At 42.9% G+C, this 13,900-nt stretch carries 16 protein-coding genes; 10 read left to right on the top strand and 6 right to left on the bottom strand.

Annotation, left to right across the window (positions count from 1 at the left end; translation table 11 throughout):
- The first annotated feature begins 31 nt into the window (after positions 1–31).
- Both KDM92_RS17320 and KDM92_RS17315 read left to right on the top strand, forming a co-directional pair.
- A complete protein-coding gene (locus tag KDM92_RS17320) occupies positions 32–235 on the top strand; it encodes a YjfB family protein (protein WP_189344685.1) in 204 nt (67 codons plus the stop codon).
- Between the two features lie 296 nt (positions 236–531).
- Entirely contained in the window at positions 532–969 is a 438-nt protein-coding gene (locus KDM92_RS17315) for a hemerythrin domain-containing protein (protein WP_212685638.1), read from the top strand.
- A gap of 59 nt (positions 970–1,028) precedes the next feature.
- Here KDM92_RS17315 and KDM92_RS17310 read toward each other — a convergent pair whose 3' ends face one another.
- Positions 1,029–1,247, bottom strand: a complete 219-nt coding sequence (locus tag KDM92_RS17310; protein ID WP_212685637.1) for an RNA-binding S4 domain-containing protein — start codon at positions 1,245–1,247, stop codon at positions 1,029–1,031.
- A gap of 240 nt (positions 1,248–1,487) precedes the next feature.
- Between KDM92_RS17310 and KDM92_RS17305 the strand changes: the two genes are divergently transcribed.
- The 4 genes from KDM92_RS17305 (at position 1,488) to KDM92_RS17290 (ending at position 3,963) form a co-directional block, all read left to right on the top strand.
- A complete protein-coding gene (locus KDM92_RS17305) occupies positions 1,488–1,760 on the top strand; it encodes a BufA1 family periplasmic bufferin-type metallophore (RefSeq protein WP_189344682.1) in 273 nt (90 codons plus the stop codon).
- A 28-nt stretch (positions 1,761–1,788) separates the two neighbouring features.
- Positions 1,789–2,628, top strand: a complete 840-nt coding sequence (gene bufB / locus KDM92_RS17300; protein ID WP_212685636.1) for an MNIO family bufferin maturase — start codon at positions 1,789–1,791, stop codon at positions 2,626–2,628.
- The gene (locus KDM92_RS17295) at positions 2,621–3,406 is read left to right on the top strand and encodes an HvfC/BufC N-terminal domain-containing protein (protein ID WP_212685635.1); all 786 of its coding nucleotides are present in this window, start codon (positions 2,621–2,623) and stop codon (positions 3,404–3,406) included. The genes bufB and KDM92_RS17295 overlap by 8 nt, the downstream gene beginning before the upstream one ends.
- A gap of 83 nt (positions 3,407–3,489) precedes the next feature.
- The gene (locus tag KDM92_RS17290; RefSeq protein WP_212685634.1) at positions 3,490–3,963 is read left to right on the top strand and encodes a DoxX family protein; all 474 of its coding nucleotides are present in this window, start codon (positions 3,490–3,492) and stop codon (positions 3,961–3,963) included.
- 95 nt (positions 3,964–4,058) lie between these two features.
- On the opposite strand, the gene KDM92_RS17285 is transcribed toward KDM92_RS17290, so the two are convergent.
- The gene (locus KDM92_RS17285) at positions 4,059–5,297 is read right to left on the bottom strand and encodes an SGNH/GDSL hydrolase family protein (RefSeq protein ID WP_212685633.1); all 1,239 of its coding nucleotides are present in this window, start codon (positions 5,295–5,297) and stop codon (positions 4,059–4,061) included.
- Between the two features lie 412 nt (positions 5,298–5,709).
- Between KDM92_RS17285 and KDM92_RS17280 the strand changes: the two genes are divergently transcribed.
- Positions 5,710–7,056 carry a porin gene (locus tag KDM92_RS17280; protein WP_189344678.1) on the top strand — a complete coding sequence of 449 codons (1,347 nt, stop codon included), beginning with the start codon at positions 5,710–5,712 and terminating at the stop codon, positions 7,054–7,056.
- A gap of 89 nt (positions 7,057–7,145) precedes the next feature.
- On the opposite strand, the gene KDM92_RS17275 is transcribed toward KDM92_RS17280, so the two are convergent.
- The 4 genes from KDM92_RS17275 to KDM92_RS17260 form a co-directional block, all read right to left on the bottom strand.
- The gene (locus KDM92_RS17275; RefSeq protein ID WP_212685632.1) at positions 7,146–8,126 is read right to left on the bottom strand and encodes a GGDEF domain-containing protein; all 981 of its coding nucleotides are present in this window, start codon (positions 8,124–8,126) and stop codon (positions 7,146–7,148) included.
- Positions 8,127–8,261: 135 nt separating this feature from the next.
- A complete protein-coding gene (locus KDM92_RS17270) occupies positions 8,262–9,128 on the bottom strand; it encodes an HDOD domain-containing protein (RefSeq protein ID WP_212685631.1) in 867 nt (288 codons plus the stop codon).
- Positions 9,128–9,460, bottom strand: coding sequence for a hypothetical protein (locus KDM92_RS17265; RefSeq protein WP_212685630.1), 333 nt, complete (start codon positions 9,458–9,460; stop codon positions 9,128–9,130). Before KDM92_RS17265 ends, KDM92_RS17270 begins: the two co-directional genes overlap by 1 nt.
- 238 nt (positions 9,461–9,698) lie before the next feature.
- Entirely contained in the window at positions 9,699–9,872 is a 174-nt protein-coding gene (locus tag KDM92_RS17260) for a hypothetical protein (protein ID WP_212685629.1), read from the bottom strand.
- A gap of 514 nt (positions 9,873–10,386) precedes the next feature.
- On the opposite strand from KDM92_RS17260, the gene KDM92_RS17255 reads away from it, so the two are divergent.
- From KDM92_RS17255 to KDM92_RS17245, 3 genes are all read left to right on the top strand, one after another.
- The gene (locus tag KDM92_RS17255; RefSeq protein ID WP_212685628.1) at positions 10,387–12,969 is read left to right on the top strand and encodes a DUF349 domain-containing protein; all 2,583 of its coding nucleotides are present in this window, start codon (positions 10,387–10,389) and stop codon (positions 12,967–12,969) included.
- A gap of 25 nt (positions 12,970–12,994) precedes the next feature.
- Positions 12,995–13,651, top strand: coding sequence for a maleylacetoacetate isomerase (gene maiA, locus KDM92_RS17250; RefSeq protein ID WP_212685627.1), 657 nt, complete (start codon positions 12,995–12,997; stop codon positions 13,649–13,651).
- Positions 13,652–13,712: 61 nt separating this feature from the next.
- Positions 13,713–13,900 (top strand): helix-turn-helix domain-containing protein (locus tag KDM92_RS17245; protein ID WP_212685626.1); only part of this gene is annotated, 188 nt, incomplete at its 3' end.

Raw genomic sequence — 13,900 nt, 5'->3', positions numbered from 1 at the left:
GTTATTAGGTTTGTAGATAAGGAGAATTGTCATGGACGTGTCCGGAATTGCAAGATCTGCAACCACAATCGCTGATGTCGGCGTACGACAAGAAGTTAGCATTGCTGTGTTGAAAAAAGCGCTTGATGTCAGCGAGGAGAGTGCGACTGCTTTGATCGAGGCTATCCCTAATTCAAACGCAAACGTACCAAATCTGCCACCAAATTTAGGTCGTAATATTAATACGACAGCTTAATCTGAATTTGAAGCTGAATAAGCATAGTCGCTGGGAGTAAGAAGTTTCTTAGCGAATTAGTCGGTCAGTTTTCAATGCCAAATAGGTTTTAAACAGCGCTTTCTAGCGCTGTTTTTATTTGTATTTTTGATGCGAAGAAGGTGTTATCGGCTTGTTTTACTTCAAGCGCGCTTTTACTGATTGCGAGATAATGATGCTCAACTTGGATTCACTGCAAAAGTGAAGCATGAAGAATTTGATTTAATCGCTATGATGAATCGATTTAAAGAATAAGAAGTAAAGAATAAGGAATAAGTATGTCGAAGCAAAATTGGGCTTGGTCTGATCGCTTGAGTTTGAAACATGATGTTATGGATGAAACACATCAAGAGTTTGTTGCGCTGTGTGGCGCGCTGTCTTTGAGTGAGTCTGAAATACCGTATCTTGATCGATTAGATGCCTTGATCGCACATTCGATTGAACATTTTGAACAAGAGAATAAATGGATGCGCGATTTTGCATTTCCACCGGCAGGCTGTCATCAAGGTGAGCATGACGCTGTGTTGCAGGTCATGCAAGAGGTGCGTCGTCGCTATGCTGGTGGTGAACATGATTTAGGACAAAGCCTGGCAGAAGAGTTGCCTTTGTGGTTCGAACATCATGTAGATACCATGGATAATATGCTTGCGCAATTTATGATCGCGAATCAAATAGCGATTGTTGATAAAGAAAAGGCAAACGCTGAGCTTGCCTGATTTCTTGAGTATCTTATTGTACGTTCAAATTTGAGTTGTTGATTTTTGACTTCTACAACTCATTCCGTAGTGACAAGAATTTTGATATCGCCTAGACATACTTCTTGTCCCGGGCGGATTTTTGCTGTCTTTCTTAACTCTTGTTTTCCATCGACTGTAACGTCTCCGCTGGCAACGATGACTTTGCCAGCACCACCACTGTCACACAAACCTACCAATTTGAGTAATTGATTTAACTCGACATATTCACCATTCACGGCGAAGGAAATTTCTTGCATGATGTTCCAATCTGAATTCAGCCAATAAAAATTGGCAGGATACACTATTTTCAGGTCGGACTTTTACTCTTTACTCACCATTTGAAACGAGGCAGAATCAAAATGCGCGGAAATTTATATACCTGTGTGTAAGGATGCAAAGTTTTAATCGACTACTGTTGGCAGTTGAGTTGCTTGTCTTAAATAATATGAGATGAGTTGAATTTAGTTTTAACTTTTATGAATTGATTGGAGAAGATAATGAGTAATAAAGCGATGATCGCAGTTGCATTAGCGGGTTTGATGGGTTCGGCAGCTGTGATGGCACAAGATGCGAAGAAGATGGATGCACCAGCCAAAACTGAAAAATGTTATGGAATTGCGAAAGCTGGCCAAAATGATTGCGCAACCAAGAGCGGTAGTCATTCTTGTGCAGGCCAAGCTAAAAAAGACATGGATCCAAATGAATGGAAGAAAGTACCAGCAGGCACATGTGAAAAGATGGGCGGAAAATTAGAAGCACCAAAGTCTTAATTGATTCAGAAATTTTGACGGCAAGCCTATGACTAAGCTATCTGGTAAAGGTATAGGCTTGCGCACGCCACATTATCGAGAGTTTTTAAGTTCTGCAGTGAATATCGATTGGTTGGAAGTTCACTCGGAAAATTATTTCGGTGAGGGTGGCTTTGATTTATTTGTGTTGGATCAGTTAGCACAACGTTACCCGATCAGTTTGCACGGAGTCGGATTGGGCTTGGGTTCGGTGTATGGAACCCAAGAACATCACTTAAAAAAACTAAAAAGTTTAGTAAATCGAGTGCAGCCAGCGTTAGTGTCAGAACACTTGTGCTGGGGAAGTATCGCTGGCAGACATTTGAATGATTTGCTACCACTATTGCTGTCAGAACAAGCATTGAACTTAGTAAGCGAACGAGTTGACTATATGCAGAACTTTTTGCAGCGTCAAATACTGGTAGAAAACGTCTCTACTTATTTGCGATATGTCGACGATGCGATGTCTGAGTCTGAATTTTTGATTGCTTTGAGCCAGCGCACCGGATGTGGGATTTTGTTGGACGTGAACAATCTTTATGTCAATCAATGTAATCATCAAGAGGATGCGCGACAAGCAATTGCTGCGTTCGCGAAACTGCCGAAAAATATTATTGGTGAAGTTCATTTGGCAGGGCATACAAAATTATCGCATAGCGTGATTGATGATCATGGTAGCTGCGTCGCCAAGCCAGTTTGGGATTTGTATCGAGAGCTATGTTCAAGTATTAGTCCAAATATCCCAACATTGATAGAGTGGGATACGCAAATACCAAGCTTGTCCGTTCTGTTGAATGAGGCGAATAAAATAGATACTTTCCGCCAGCCTGTTTGCGTGTCACATGAGTAAATTTTTAGAGGTTACACAGAAGCGTTTTGCAGCCATGTTATTGGCTGAACAGCTTGATGTCCCATCGACTTTATTTGCTGGTGATGTTGAGTTATTGACTGAGCGTGTTCGTATTTATCGTGGAAATTTACAAGCGATTTGGAGTAATTCCCTGCGCAATGCGTATCCAGTGATAGATCAATTGGTGGGGGGGCATTTTTTTGATCAGTTGGCGATTCTGTATGGCCAGCGATTCCCATCTTTAGCTGGTGATTTAAATCGGTTTGGTCAACATTTTCCAGAATTTTTAGAGCAAGAACCTAGCGTTAAAGCATTCCCTTATTTCTCTTCGGTTGCGCAACTAGAATGGCTAGTGCATCAAGCTTATTATTGCGCCGATGCTGAGATTATCAGCTTGGCTGAATTTTTGAATACCTGTGGGCAAAGTGCAAGCGAATTTAGTTTGCGTTTTCATCCTGCCGCTAGCTTATTCTGTGACAATGACGCTGCCGTTCAGATTTACCTAGCGCATATGGACGCGTCGATCGATGAGCCGGAAATGCAATTTCAAATCACAATGGAGCAAGCAAGTTTTGCTTTAGTCAGTCGCGCAGAATGGAAAGTCGATGTGCTTGCATTGACCCATGCGGAATATGTTGCGCTATCTAGATTAAATCAAGGCTGCAAGCTTGAAGCAGCATTAGATACTGCATTGGCGATAGATGCGGAATTTGATATCGCAACAGCTCTATCGAAGTGGTTTAGCGCTGGCGCGTTCAGTAGTTTTTATCAAGTTTAAATAGAAGCAAAATGTAAGCGACATGTAAGAACACGTAGTTCCAATTCGACTAATGCAATCTCATTTGATTGTTTTGGACTTCTATGAATCACTTTCTTAATTTGCATCGATTATTGATGCGCTGCGATGCCTTGCTGCATCGATATACAAGCGATGTAATTAGTTTTGTACTGCGTGGATTTATTGCCTGGCAGTTTTTGAAATCGGCGTTGAATAAATTGCGTGATTGGCCATCGACGATCTCACTTTTTCAAGATGAATACCATGTGCCATTTTTGTCACCGGAATTAGCTGCGTATTTAGGAACCGGTGCTGAATTACTTTTTTCGATTTTGCTGATCCTTGGTTTGTTCTCAAGTTTGTCCGCTCTTGCACTTTTATTCGTTAATTTAATGGCGGTTGTTTCTTATCCAATTCTATGGGAACTAGAGTGTCCTGCCGGGCTCAATGATCATTTTTATTGGGCTGTGTTATTAATGCTGGTGATCGTATTTGGCGCGGGTAAATGGAGTCTTGATCATTGGTTAAGGCAGGTGAACCAAGGTCGAGATTTTTGATGGATCTTGGGTGTCATCGAGCGAATGAATCGACATAAAAAAACGGGAAGTAAACTTCCCGTTTTTTTGTCGATGCAAATAACTTTAGCTCGTGATTATTTCCATTTGCGCTTTGCTAATTCTTCTGAAATATAGCTTGCGAATAGAGATTGTCCAAGCGGAGTTGGATGCACATTGTCTGCAAAATAGTATTTGCTTGTATCGCCAGCGATCAAGTTGTTAACACTGCATACCAAGGAAGAGCCCAAAGGATTTTTTGCTGGTGTCAAATCGCACGCAGGTGTTGTTACATTGCTGATTCCGTATGCACTCGGATTTGCAGCGTGATCACGGAAGCGTGTGAACAAATCAATAAACAAAACATTGTCATTGCCAGCCAAGCCAGCTAACAAACGTGCATTGAATGTGACAGTCATACCATTCAGCAAAGTTTGCGTATCTGCAGATTGTTTCAATGCATCTGGTGTCTTGCTCAAATCTGGCATGTTGACCACGACGACATACTTCGCGCCTTTTGCCAGAATCATATTGTTGACATAACTAGCCAGCTCAGTACCCGCTGTACCCATCGCGTCGACATAAGTCTGCGCATTGGCTTTTGCGTATGCGGCACCAGCGCTTGCGCCTACCGTTGGTGTCAAGGTTGCGACTGCTGCGGCGATACAGTTACTTGCTTGCGCGTCTGTTGGTTTACATACGCCACTTGCGATATCTTTTTGAATCTGGCCAGGCACTGCGGCTGTTACTGCCGCTGTTGCTGCTGCTGTCGCTGCTGCGGACAAAGTGCTAGCTTGAATAAAGCCATCGTTAGGGCCACCGCTGACGAAGACGATTTCTGTTCCTGAAAACTTACCGCCATTCGCATCTAAATGATTTTGGATTTGTTTAACAACAGGTACGGTCATTTGCCCCAAAATGGCATTGTTGCCGCCCAATAACTTGTTACCAGGTCCAACTGGATTTGTGACGCGAGCACCACCTTGTGCGTAGCCTGTGCAACCAGCATTATTTTTTACTGGCACATTAAAGCCTTGTGATGCGAGACCTTCTAAGCCTGTTTGTGCTGCACATGGCGCTGATAGGCCAAGATCTGCGGCAACGATTTCTGTCCAGTTTTTCGCAGTAGCGCTATTGATCGTGTATTTACCACCGCCTAATGCTGCTACTGTGCCAACCTTGTAAGAGCCAACATCACTTAAGCTGTCGCCAAATGTGACTTGCGAAGTAAATTTGATTTTTGGTGCAGGATCAGTTGCGCCGCTACCGCCGCTGCCACCGCATCCAGCGAGAACTGCCGCAGCTATAAGAGTGAGTGAATATTTTAAATGACGCATTTTGTCTCCTGACTAATTATTGGATTGTTGCTAAACGAACGCTTGTGCTTTTTGAGAGCTTCACTATATGCCATTGAATTCAAAATGGGGTGTGCAAGGTGCAATTAAACGACACTGAAAATTAGAATATGTACTCGAAAAAATAGAACCAAAATTGCTGGGAAATTGAATTTGTGGCGATGCTGATCTCGATATGAAATTAACGATTTTTCATAGAGAAAAACGGTGAATTTTGCGATGTGTAGGGTGAAACTAAAGGCTAGTAATTTATGTATGTAAAATTTACGACATGCTTTATAAACTTCACTTCGATCCTATACAAGGGCAAAGATCAATGTCATATTTTAACAAATGAAATTAGTACGTACGTTCGTTTTGGATTGATTTAAGTATCTACATGGAGACAACAAAAATGAAAATGAAACTTTTGGCAATGGCATTAGGTACATGCTTTGCAATGCCAACTTTGGCGCAAACCAATGTAACTTTGTACGGCATTCTGGATGCTGGTATTCAAGTAAGTAAGCTTGGCAAAGATACTCAAACTAAAATGGTGAGTGGTATCGCTGATGGCTCTCGTATCGGTTTTAAAGGTACTGAAGACATGGGCGGCGGATACAAAGCCATTTTTAATTTGGAAGCGCGGGTTGAAGTAGATACTGGTAGTAACAAAACTGGTAACTTAAGTGATTACCAAGGATATGCCTTGACTAAAGGCATGAATTTTCCTGATTTTGGTAGCGCTGCATTGAAAGGTGCCGCTGCACAAACTTTGGCTGGCGTACGTTCAGCTTTGCAACCGAAATACAACGTGAATGCGACTTCGCCATTGATTTTGGCTCGAGGCGGCGGACCTGATGGCGGCTTGTTTGATCGTATGGCGATGGTTGGTTTGATTACACCTGTTGGTGCTGTGTTAGCAGGTCGTATGTACACACCAGCTTACGAAGTTTTCAATTCTGCTGACGCGTTTGAAAGCGGCATGGCAGGTAGCTGGGGCGGCATCACTGGTGGTACTGGCGGTTTGTTGACGGCTGGTATGGCGATTCGCTCAAATAAATCTGTGCAATATCGCATTGAATTGCCAAATGGTTTTGGTGGTTCTTTGATGTATGGCTTTAAAAATTCTGGCTACATTGGCTTAGATAAAGATTTCATCGCTGGTAATGTTCGCTACAAAGCAAATGGATTTGATGTTGGTGTTGGTTACAACAGAGGTACAAACACCGATGGTTCAACTGGTTTGGTAACGACTACAGTTGGTGGTTCTTATGCATTTGATGATTTCAAATTGTTTGCTGGCTATCAAACAATGCGCAATGAGAACTCGATTCTCCTGCCAGTATTTTTTGATGCATGGGATTTAGAAATCACGCCAGGCTTACGCGCTGGTGGCGTACCTGCACCAGTAATCGCTGCATGGACAACGATTTTTAGAACCAATATCACAAAAAACTTCAAGCTCGATGCGAACAGCTACAGCTTAGGCGCGCACTACAAATTAGGTAATGGTCGAGTGATGGCTTCATATAGCGTACAAGATGATAGAACTTTGTCGAACAGCGATGTGACGCAATACGCATTAGGCTATAACTACAATATGTCTAAACGTACTGACCTCTATGCGGTTGTTGGTTACACCAAGAACCAAAATGATGGACAATACGCTCCAGGCGCTGCAAGTGCCTCTGGCGGCTTTACCGAATTCCCTGGTGAATCTGGTCGTGTATTGCAATTTGGTATTCGTCACCGTTTCTAATTTCAGATTGACGAAAAATAGCTAGGTATAGTTGAATCAAAAATCAACATGCCTAGCAAAAAAGAAGCGCATTTTTAAATGCGCTTTTTTTATAGTGCAACTTGATTTCGGCCGCGTTCTTTTGCACGGTATAGCGCCGCATCTGCACTTGAAATGACCGCTAAACCATCTTGACCCTCTGTTAGCGTTGCAAGCCCAAGTGATGCGGTGATATGCGGTAGTGCTTGGTCTGAATCTTTGAATACTTGTGCATGCCGAATTCGATCGCATAGACGTTCAGCCACGATTAAAGCCGATTCTTTGCTGGTATTGGGCAAGATAATGATCATTTCTTCGCCACCGTATCTTGCTGCGAAGTCGCTCGGACGCAAACCTGCGCTGACAACTTTTGCCGCAACTTGCAAGGCCTCATCTCCCATCACATGTCCGTGTTGATCATTAAATTTTTTAAAGTGATCAAGATCGACCATTACAATGCTCAGCTCTGTTTGAGTTGCATGCGCATTTTCAATTAGGCCAGGTAGTTGGGTATTGAGCCATGATCGATTATGTAATCCCGTTAAGCCATCAACCATCGATAATTGTCGATAAAACTCACCAACTTTTTGACGATTACGTAACTGCGCGTTCGTGGTGCGAATCCGAAATGAAAGTAACTGCAAAAGATTGCGCGCCACGCCGTTTGAATCATCAATTAAGCGCCACATGATAACTGAATCGATTAGCAGTAGTTGCGCATCTGTCACGGCGGCAATTGTCGCAGTGCTGGCTTCTTCATCTAACACAGAAATTTCACCAACGCATTCACCAGCGAAATATTGAATAGTAGAATTTTCTAATTGGCGTTTCGATGTATTGGAAGTCAGTGCGAGTATGCCGGAAAGTACAACATATAAACATGCGCCTGAGCTTTGACTGTCTAGAACGATCTCGCCAGATTTTGCAGTAACTACCGGGCAGTAATCGAGTTGCTGCTTTATCTTTAAGAGCTCATCTTTACTGATATTCTTAAAAAGCTGGATATCCCCTACCTTGAAGTTGGTGTGCCTAAAGTCCTTAAAGTGTTCCAAAGTAGCCTCAGTTGTAACGCGGTGGGAAATATTGAAAAAATATCGTCTATTTTATTCGCAAATTGACAAACTTAGTGACGAATATTCGAATTAACAATGTAGATCATTCTGGTGTAGGCACGAACTGGATCTTACTTATTGCAAGATTTGATTCATCGCTTCGAAACGTAGTTCGGTCTCGTGAAATATGGCGTGATAGCTTGCCTCATCTAAGCCTAAATTGTCCCATGCATACTGAGATACGGCAGGCACGGAGTCGTCTTCAGATTCACTTAAATCAAGTGCGTGCACGATTGCGTTTGCCACATGAATAATTGAAGCAATCGGATGCAGCTCTTCATCGTTCGGTGTGTGGTGTCCACGAATCGCATCTTGAATGACGTCAGAGAAATTCCATTGCAAAGCCAAGATAAGTCCAACGCCGACGTGGTCTACACCGAGAATGGCGCGCTCTGCTTCAATCAATTCGCAGTCATTTTCCAGGGCGCAGTGAATTACTTGTTCGTAGTGTTTGGGAAATTTTGTTACTAAAACTAAGCGTCCTATATCGTGCAGTAGACCAGCGGTGAATGCAAAATCGTGCTTCAAGTGTAGTTTTCTAGAAATGATTTCAGCACAGATCGCAGTAGCAATGTTGTGGCGCCAAAAGCTCTTGTTGTCGAAGCCTCGACAACGCGCAATCGGTAAATTTTTATTGAAAATAGTTGTACGGATTAAGTCTTTCAGATTCTTTGTGCCTAACATCGATGCCGCTTGCTGAATCGTAACAACTTTAGAATTGTTGCCATAGTAGGACGTATTCGCTAATTGAATCGCCTTTGCGGCTAGCGATTGATCCATGGCGACTTTTTCGACTATCGATTCAAGGCTGATGTCCTCGTTATTCAAATCATTCAACATTTCGCGTGCTAGCTCTGGCAAGCTGGGAAGATCATTGATTTTATTGATGACTTCTTCAATAGAAATTTGATCGTCATTGGGATCGTTGATTAAGCTAGCCATTATGCGTCTCCTCGACGATAAGATTCGACGTAGTTTCTTAGCGTTTCAGTAGCTCCTTCGCGAGGCGAATGTCGGAATAAATGATTGACTCTATCGAGTTGCTGTTCGATGGAATCTTCATCTTCTTTCTGCGGTTCGACTGAATCTGGATCGGTGACATAGTGCAAAGGCAGTTGGTGAATGTCGTGATTCGCAATTGCTTTCAACATCGATGTTGTCAGTTCGGTTCCTGCGGGAAGTAACACATGGCCAAGCTTATCGAGCAAATCATCAGCGAGGATCTCGCCCGGACTGATTTGATGAAGGTCTACATAACGATGTTTCTTGTTCATGATGAAAAATCTCCTATGGGAATAGTGTAATGATTTTCAATGAGAAATATGAAACATTGTTGTAATTTAGTGATTTATATTAACACTATTGCTCAATCGCATAATGCTTGCATTGCAGGAGCTGGTGAAATTATTCTAGCACCGAATGTTAGGGTGGGGAGTGGTAGAAAGGAAGCAAGAATGGAGTGTGATCTGATATGCAGCGGACTGCATATCAGAAATACAGCAAATACACCTGTTACCAAGGGCGATAATGTCTGTCGTGGTGTCTATGATGGTGACGATCGCGCTCAATATAGATAGGACGAGGATAGCGTCGTTCTATATAACGGTGTTCGTAATAAGGAATCGCGCTACTTAGTTGTATAGGAATGCCACCAACTTGCAAATTGATATGGAAGGGGAGACGCACCCCAGAGTGCCAACGCGCACCCTCTAACCAAAACCAAGTTCTTGAGTGTGGGGAGTAATATGCGCTGTAACTTGGATAATAGACATGCGCATATTTAGGGTGATGGCGTTGGTAGTGAGGTGTTTGACGTTCGAAATGCTCGGAGCGATGGCCTCTATCGTATTTGTTGCTCCCGTCGTCGCGGTCATATCCATTAGATGCCTGAGCAGATAGGCTGATTCCAGCCACACATAGACAAATGATGCTAATTAGCCGATTTCTGATGACTTGGATTTTCATGATCGTTTCCTTTATTTGAATCCGAGAACTGTCGGTTAGCTAATAACGCGATGCTTTATGCATTTGCAGACAATAAGGGCACTTAAAATTGCAACAAGATGTTTCAATGATTTGAGATTTAGTGTTTTTTCCTTGTTATTGCTTGCTGATCGTCGGTGATCAAATTTTGCGAAACGGTCATAAGTCTTGTTATGATGTTTACTTTCTCTATTTGCTGCCAACTTTCAAAACCGATATGTTTGAATTTCTATCTAAATTTATTGCACGTAAGCCTACTCCATCATCAACCGAGCCGATCGCGTTACCAACTTCACTAAGCAAGGCAGCTATTGAAGATAAACAAAAAGCAAAAGAACAAGAGCGCCAAGCCTATCTGCAAAAAATTCAAACAAGTATTGGCAACGAGGACAATCTATTAGCACTATTGGCAGAATGCGATTTTGCCGATGGGCGCTTTCTCGCGGCGCAACATTTAAGTTCATCAGCTAGTTTGGAGCGTGCTTTACAAATTACGCGCAATATCGATAAACGTACGGCCAAGCTGATGCAAGCCCGTCTTGAGCAGATACATCAGCAAGAACAGATTGAGCAGTCAGCACTGAAGTGCTTGGAAAAAGCCGACGCTTTGCTGGAGCAGAGCGTAATTTTGGCGAATCAATTGATTGATTTAGATAAACAATTTGCTGCGATTGCTGCCCAAAGTGGCTCGGAATCTAGTTTGATTACTGATGAAATCTCAAAAAACTTTAAGGCTAAGCGTGATGCCATTCAACAGCGCTTGAATGCGCAATTGGATCTTCAAAGACAGTTACTTCAGGTCAGTCAAGAAATCGATCAGACGCAAGATTTATCCAACGATGAAATTCCAACGCGAATTGCGAGATGGAAGCTGATTCTTCAGTCCGCCGCAGAGAGCGATTTATTTGCTTCGCTACCGAAGCACTTGTTATCTGATACAGATGCGAAACTAAACCAGCTCGAACAAGCAGTAAACAGAATGCGATTAGCGAAGGTTTCGAATGAAACTTCGCACTTCGCTACACCACATCAATCTAGTGATGAAGCGACCACTGTAGCGGCAATCGCGCATACGTCAGATGATCTCAAATCAGAAGTAAAGGCAGACTCTCAGTCAGATCTCCAAGTGACAAACAGCGTTGAGCTCCATCAAATAAACAAAGCGCCTGAGGTCACGACCCAGATACCTGCGATGAGCCTAGCGCAACTAGAACAAAATTTAGAAAAACTAGAGGCAGCCTTAGAACAAGGGTCTTTGCACATTGCTCGTCAATATGAGCGTGAGTTACGTCATATTGATATAAAACAGAACAAGCAAAAACAAGGACAGCCGCGTTTAAATACGGAATTGAAAGAACGCTTGAGCACCGCTCGTAGCCAGTTTGCGCACTTAGTTTCATGGGCGAAGTGGAGCGGTAATGTGTCGCGCGATGAATTGGTGAATACAGCAGAGCAATTGGCATCATTAAGTTTGTCGCCACAAGAAATTGTTGAAACTGTCTCTGCTTTGCGCGAGCAATGGCGTCAAATGGACCTTAGTGGCGGGGCGCCGAGAGAATTGTGGTTACGTTTTGATGCTGCATGTAGCAATGTCTATGCACCAGCGGCACAGCATTTTCAGGCGCAAGCGGTATTACGTCGAGCAAATTTAGCGAACGCAGAAGCACTTTTGTCGCAATGTAGAATCGATGTACAGCAACATTTGAATGACCTACAAAATTGGAAATCCTTGCATGCAAAAATTCTGCAAATGCGCCAGTCCTGGAGAAAGATAGGTCCTGTTGATCGAAAAGAAAAAAACCGTCTTGATAAAGAGTTTGAAGAACTATTGCTTGCTTTAACGACGCCGCTTGATCAAAGGCAGCAAGAAGAAATCCAATCTCGCGAAGATATGATTGCTGAGGTCGAGTCATTAGATTTTGCGCAAAAGTCCTCAATGGATCAATTGCGCAGCATACAACAACGTTGGCAGACACAAGCAATTTCAGTACCCTTGTCACGCAAAGATGAGCAAGCATTGTGGGAGAGGTTTCGTGCTGCATGCGATGCCATTTTTGAGAAAAAACGTTCACTGGCAGAAACCGCTGATCAACAGCGTCAATTTAATCTGCAAGCCAAGCGTGCAATTTGTGCCGAATTAACGAATGCGAATTGCCAAGATCCATTGCAGGCGCGTCAGTTAATTGATTCTGCGATGACCAAATGGCGAGCGATAGGACATGTGCCTCGCGCGCTGGAACAGCAGCTAGAGCAAGAGTTGCAGCAACAAATTCAGAAGTTGAATACGTTTATCGCGGATTGGCAAGCGCGGGAGCGCCAACGTAAATCTGAGCAATTTTTCGTCGCGCTAGATTTGTGTCAGCTGTTAGAGCAACTTGTTTTGCAAAATGATGATGTAAGCGCGCAGCGTGATGTGCTTGTTACACAATGGAAGGCACTCACTTTGAATATGAACAAGTTTGTTAAAGCTTTGCAGACGCGATTCAAATTTGCGCAAACAGTAACATCAGAGAACGCAAAAGATTTTGAGAAGGTTATACAAGCGAATGCCAGTTTGTGGGATGAGTATTGTTTGCACCTAGAGATTTTACTTGGAATTGATAGCCCCACAGAGCTTGCACGTGAACGATTGAAAAAGCAGGTAGAGGTATTGCAGCAAGCGATGAAGAATGGCGATCATCAACAACAATTGCAACAATTGCTGCTGTCGCTGTTGAGCTTGCCAACCATACAAACTGAACAGCGTAATGCACGATTAAAACAGCTATTTGAAAAGATTGATCATAATCTGATCGCTTAATTAAAAAAATATAAGAGAGAAAACTATGCAGCTTTATGGATATTTTCGTAGTTCAGCTTCCTACCGTGTAAGGATTGCATTGAACTTAAAGGGTTTAGATTACGAACAAATTCCAGTTCATTTGGTGAAGAATGGGGGCGAACAATTTTCTGAATCGTTCCGCGCAATTAACCCCGAGTCTTTGGTGCCCGCACTGGTAGATGAACATGAGGGTACTCAGTTGGCATTAAGTCAGTCGCTCGCCATTATTGAGTACCTAGAGGAGAAGTATCCAGCGATCGCTTTAATGCCATCTGATCTTGCTGATCGTGCCTACGTTCGCGCATTATCATTATCGATCGCTTGCGATATTCATCCAGTCAATAATTTACGGATACTGAAGTACTTGAGCGCTAATTTTGGAATTAATGATGAGCAAAAAAATGCCTGGTATCGTCATTGGTGTGAAGTTGGATTGAAAGCAATTGAGGCGCGTTTGGCGGTTAGTCCACAACGTGGTGATTTTTGTTTTGGCGATCAACCTGGTATGGCAGATTGTTTTCTGATACCGCAAATTTATAACGCGCAACGATTCCAAGCTGATTTGAGTGGGATGCCTATTATTATGGAAATTAATCAGCGCTGTCTTGCGCTAGAAGCGTTTCAAAAAGCGGCTCCAGCGAATCAAGCTGATGCAGAATGAAAAAAAGCCAGGTCAATAAACTGAACCCCAAAAGTTGGACACCAACTTTTGGGGTTTTTTAATGGCTAAACATACAGAAGAGTTTAAATACCGTGTAGTGCAAGAGTATTTAAGTGGCGCATTGGGGTATCTTGCATTAAGTAAAAAATACGACCTGCAATACTCAACAGTAAGACGTTGGGTCGGTTGGTACCAAGCACATGGTATGGAAGGACTGACAAAGAAGTTCACTCATTACAATGCCGAGTT

It is taken from the genome of Affinundibacterium baiyunense, assembly GCF_018139645.1.
Classification (GTDB): domain Bacteria; phylum Pseudomonadota; class Gammaproteobacteria; order Burkholderiales; family Burkholderiaceae_D; genus Undibacterium; species Undibacterium baiyunense.
Note: the sequence above shows the minus strand (reverse complement) of the source record. Positions and strands in the feature narration are given on the sequence as shown.

Excerpts from the sequence above, each read along its gene's own strand:
- KDM92_RS17320 (WP_189344685.1), top strand. The coding sequence starts at position 32 with ATGGACGTGTCCGGAATTGCAAGATCTGCAACCACAATCGCTGATGTC.
- KDM92_RS17315 (WP_212685638.1), top strand. The coding sequence starts at position 532 with ATGTCGAAGCAAAATTGGGCTTGGTCTGATCGCTTGAGTTTGAAACAT.
- KDM92_RS17305 (WP_189344682.1), top strand. The coding sequence starts at position 1,488 with ATGAGTAATAAAGCGATGATCGCAGTTGCATTAGCGGGTTTGATGGGT.
- bufB (WP_212685636.1), top strand. The coding sequence starts at position 1,789 with ATGACTAAGCTATCTGGTAAAGGTATAGGCTTGCGCACGCCACATTAT.
- KDM92_RS17265 (WP_212685630.1), bottom strand. The coding sequence starts at position 9,460 with ATGAACAAGAAACATCGTTATGTAGACCTTCATCAAATCAGTCCGGGC.
- KDM92_RS17285 (WP_212685633.1), bottom strand. The coding sequence starts at position 5,297 with ATGCGTCATTTAAAATATTCACTCACTCTTATAGCTGCGGCAGTTCTC.
- KDM92_RS17280 (WP_189344678.1), top strand. The coding sequence starts at position 5,710 with ATGAAAATGAAACTTTTGGCAATGGCATTAGGTACATGCTTTGCAATG.
- KDM92_RS17255 (WP_212685628.1), top strand. The coding sequence starts at position 10,387 with ATGTTTGAATTTCTATCTAAATTTATTGCACGTAAGCCTACTCCATCA.
- KDM92_RS17270 (WP_212685631.1), bottom strand. The coding sequence starts at position 9,128 with ATGGCTAGCTTAATCAACGATCCCAATGACGATCAAATTTCTATTGAA.
- KDM92_RS17310 (WP_212685637.1), bottom strand. The coding sequence starts at position 1,247 with ATGCAAGAAATTTCCTTCGCCGTGAATGGTGAATATGTCGAGTTAAAT.
- KDM92_RS17290 (WP_212685634.1), top strand. The coding sequence starts at position 3,490 with ATGAATCACTTTCTTAATTTGCATCGATTATTGATGCGCTGCGATGCC.
- KDM92_RS17295 (WP_212685635.1), top strand. The coding sequence starts at position 2,621 with ATGAGTAAATTTTTAGAGGTTACACAGAAGCGTTTTGCAGCCATGTTA.
- maiA (WP_212685627.1), top strand. The coding sequence starts at position 12,995 with ATGCAGCTTTATGGATATTTTCGTAGTTCAGCTTCCTACCGTGTAAGG.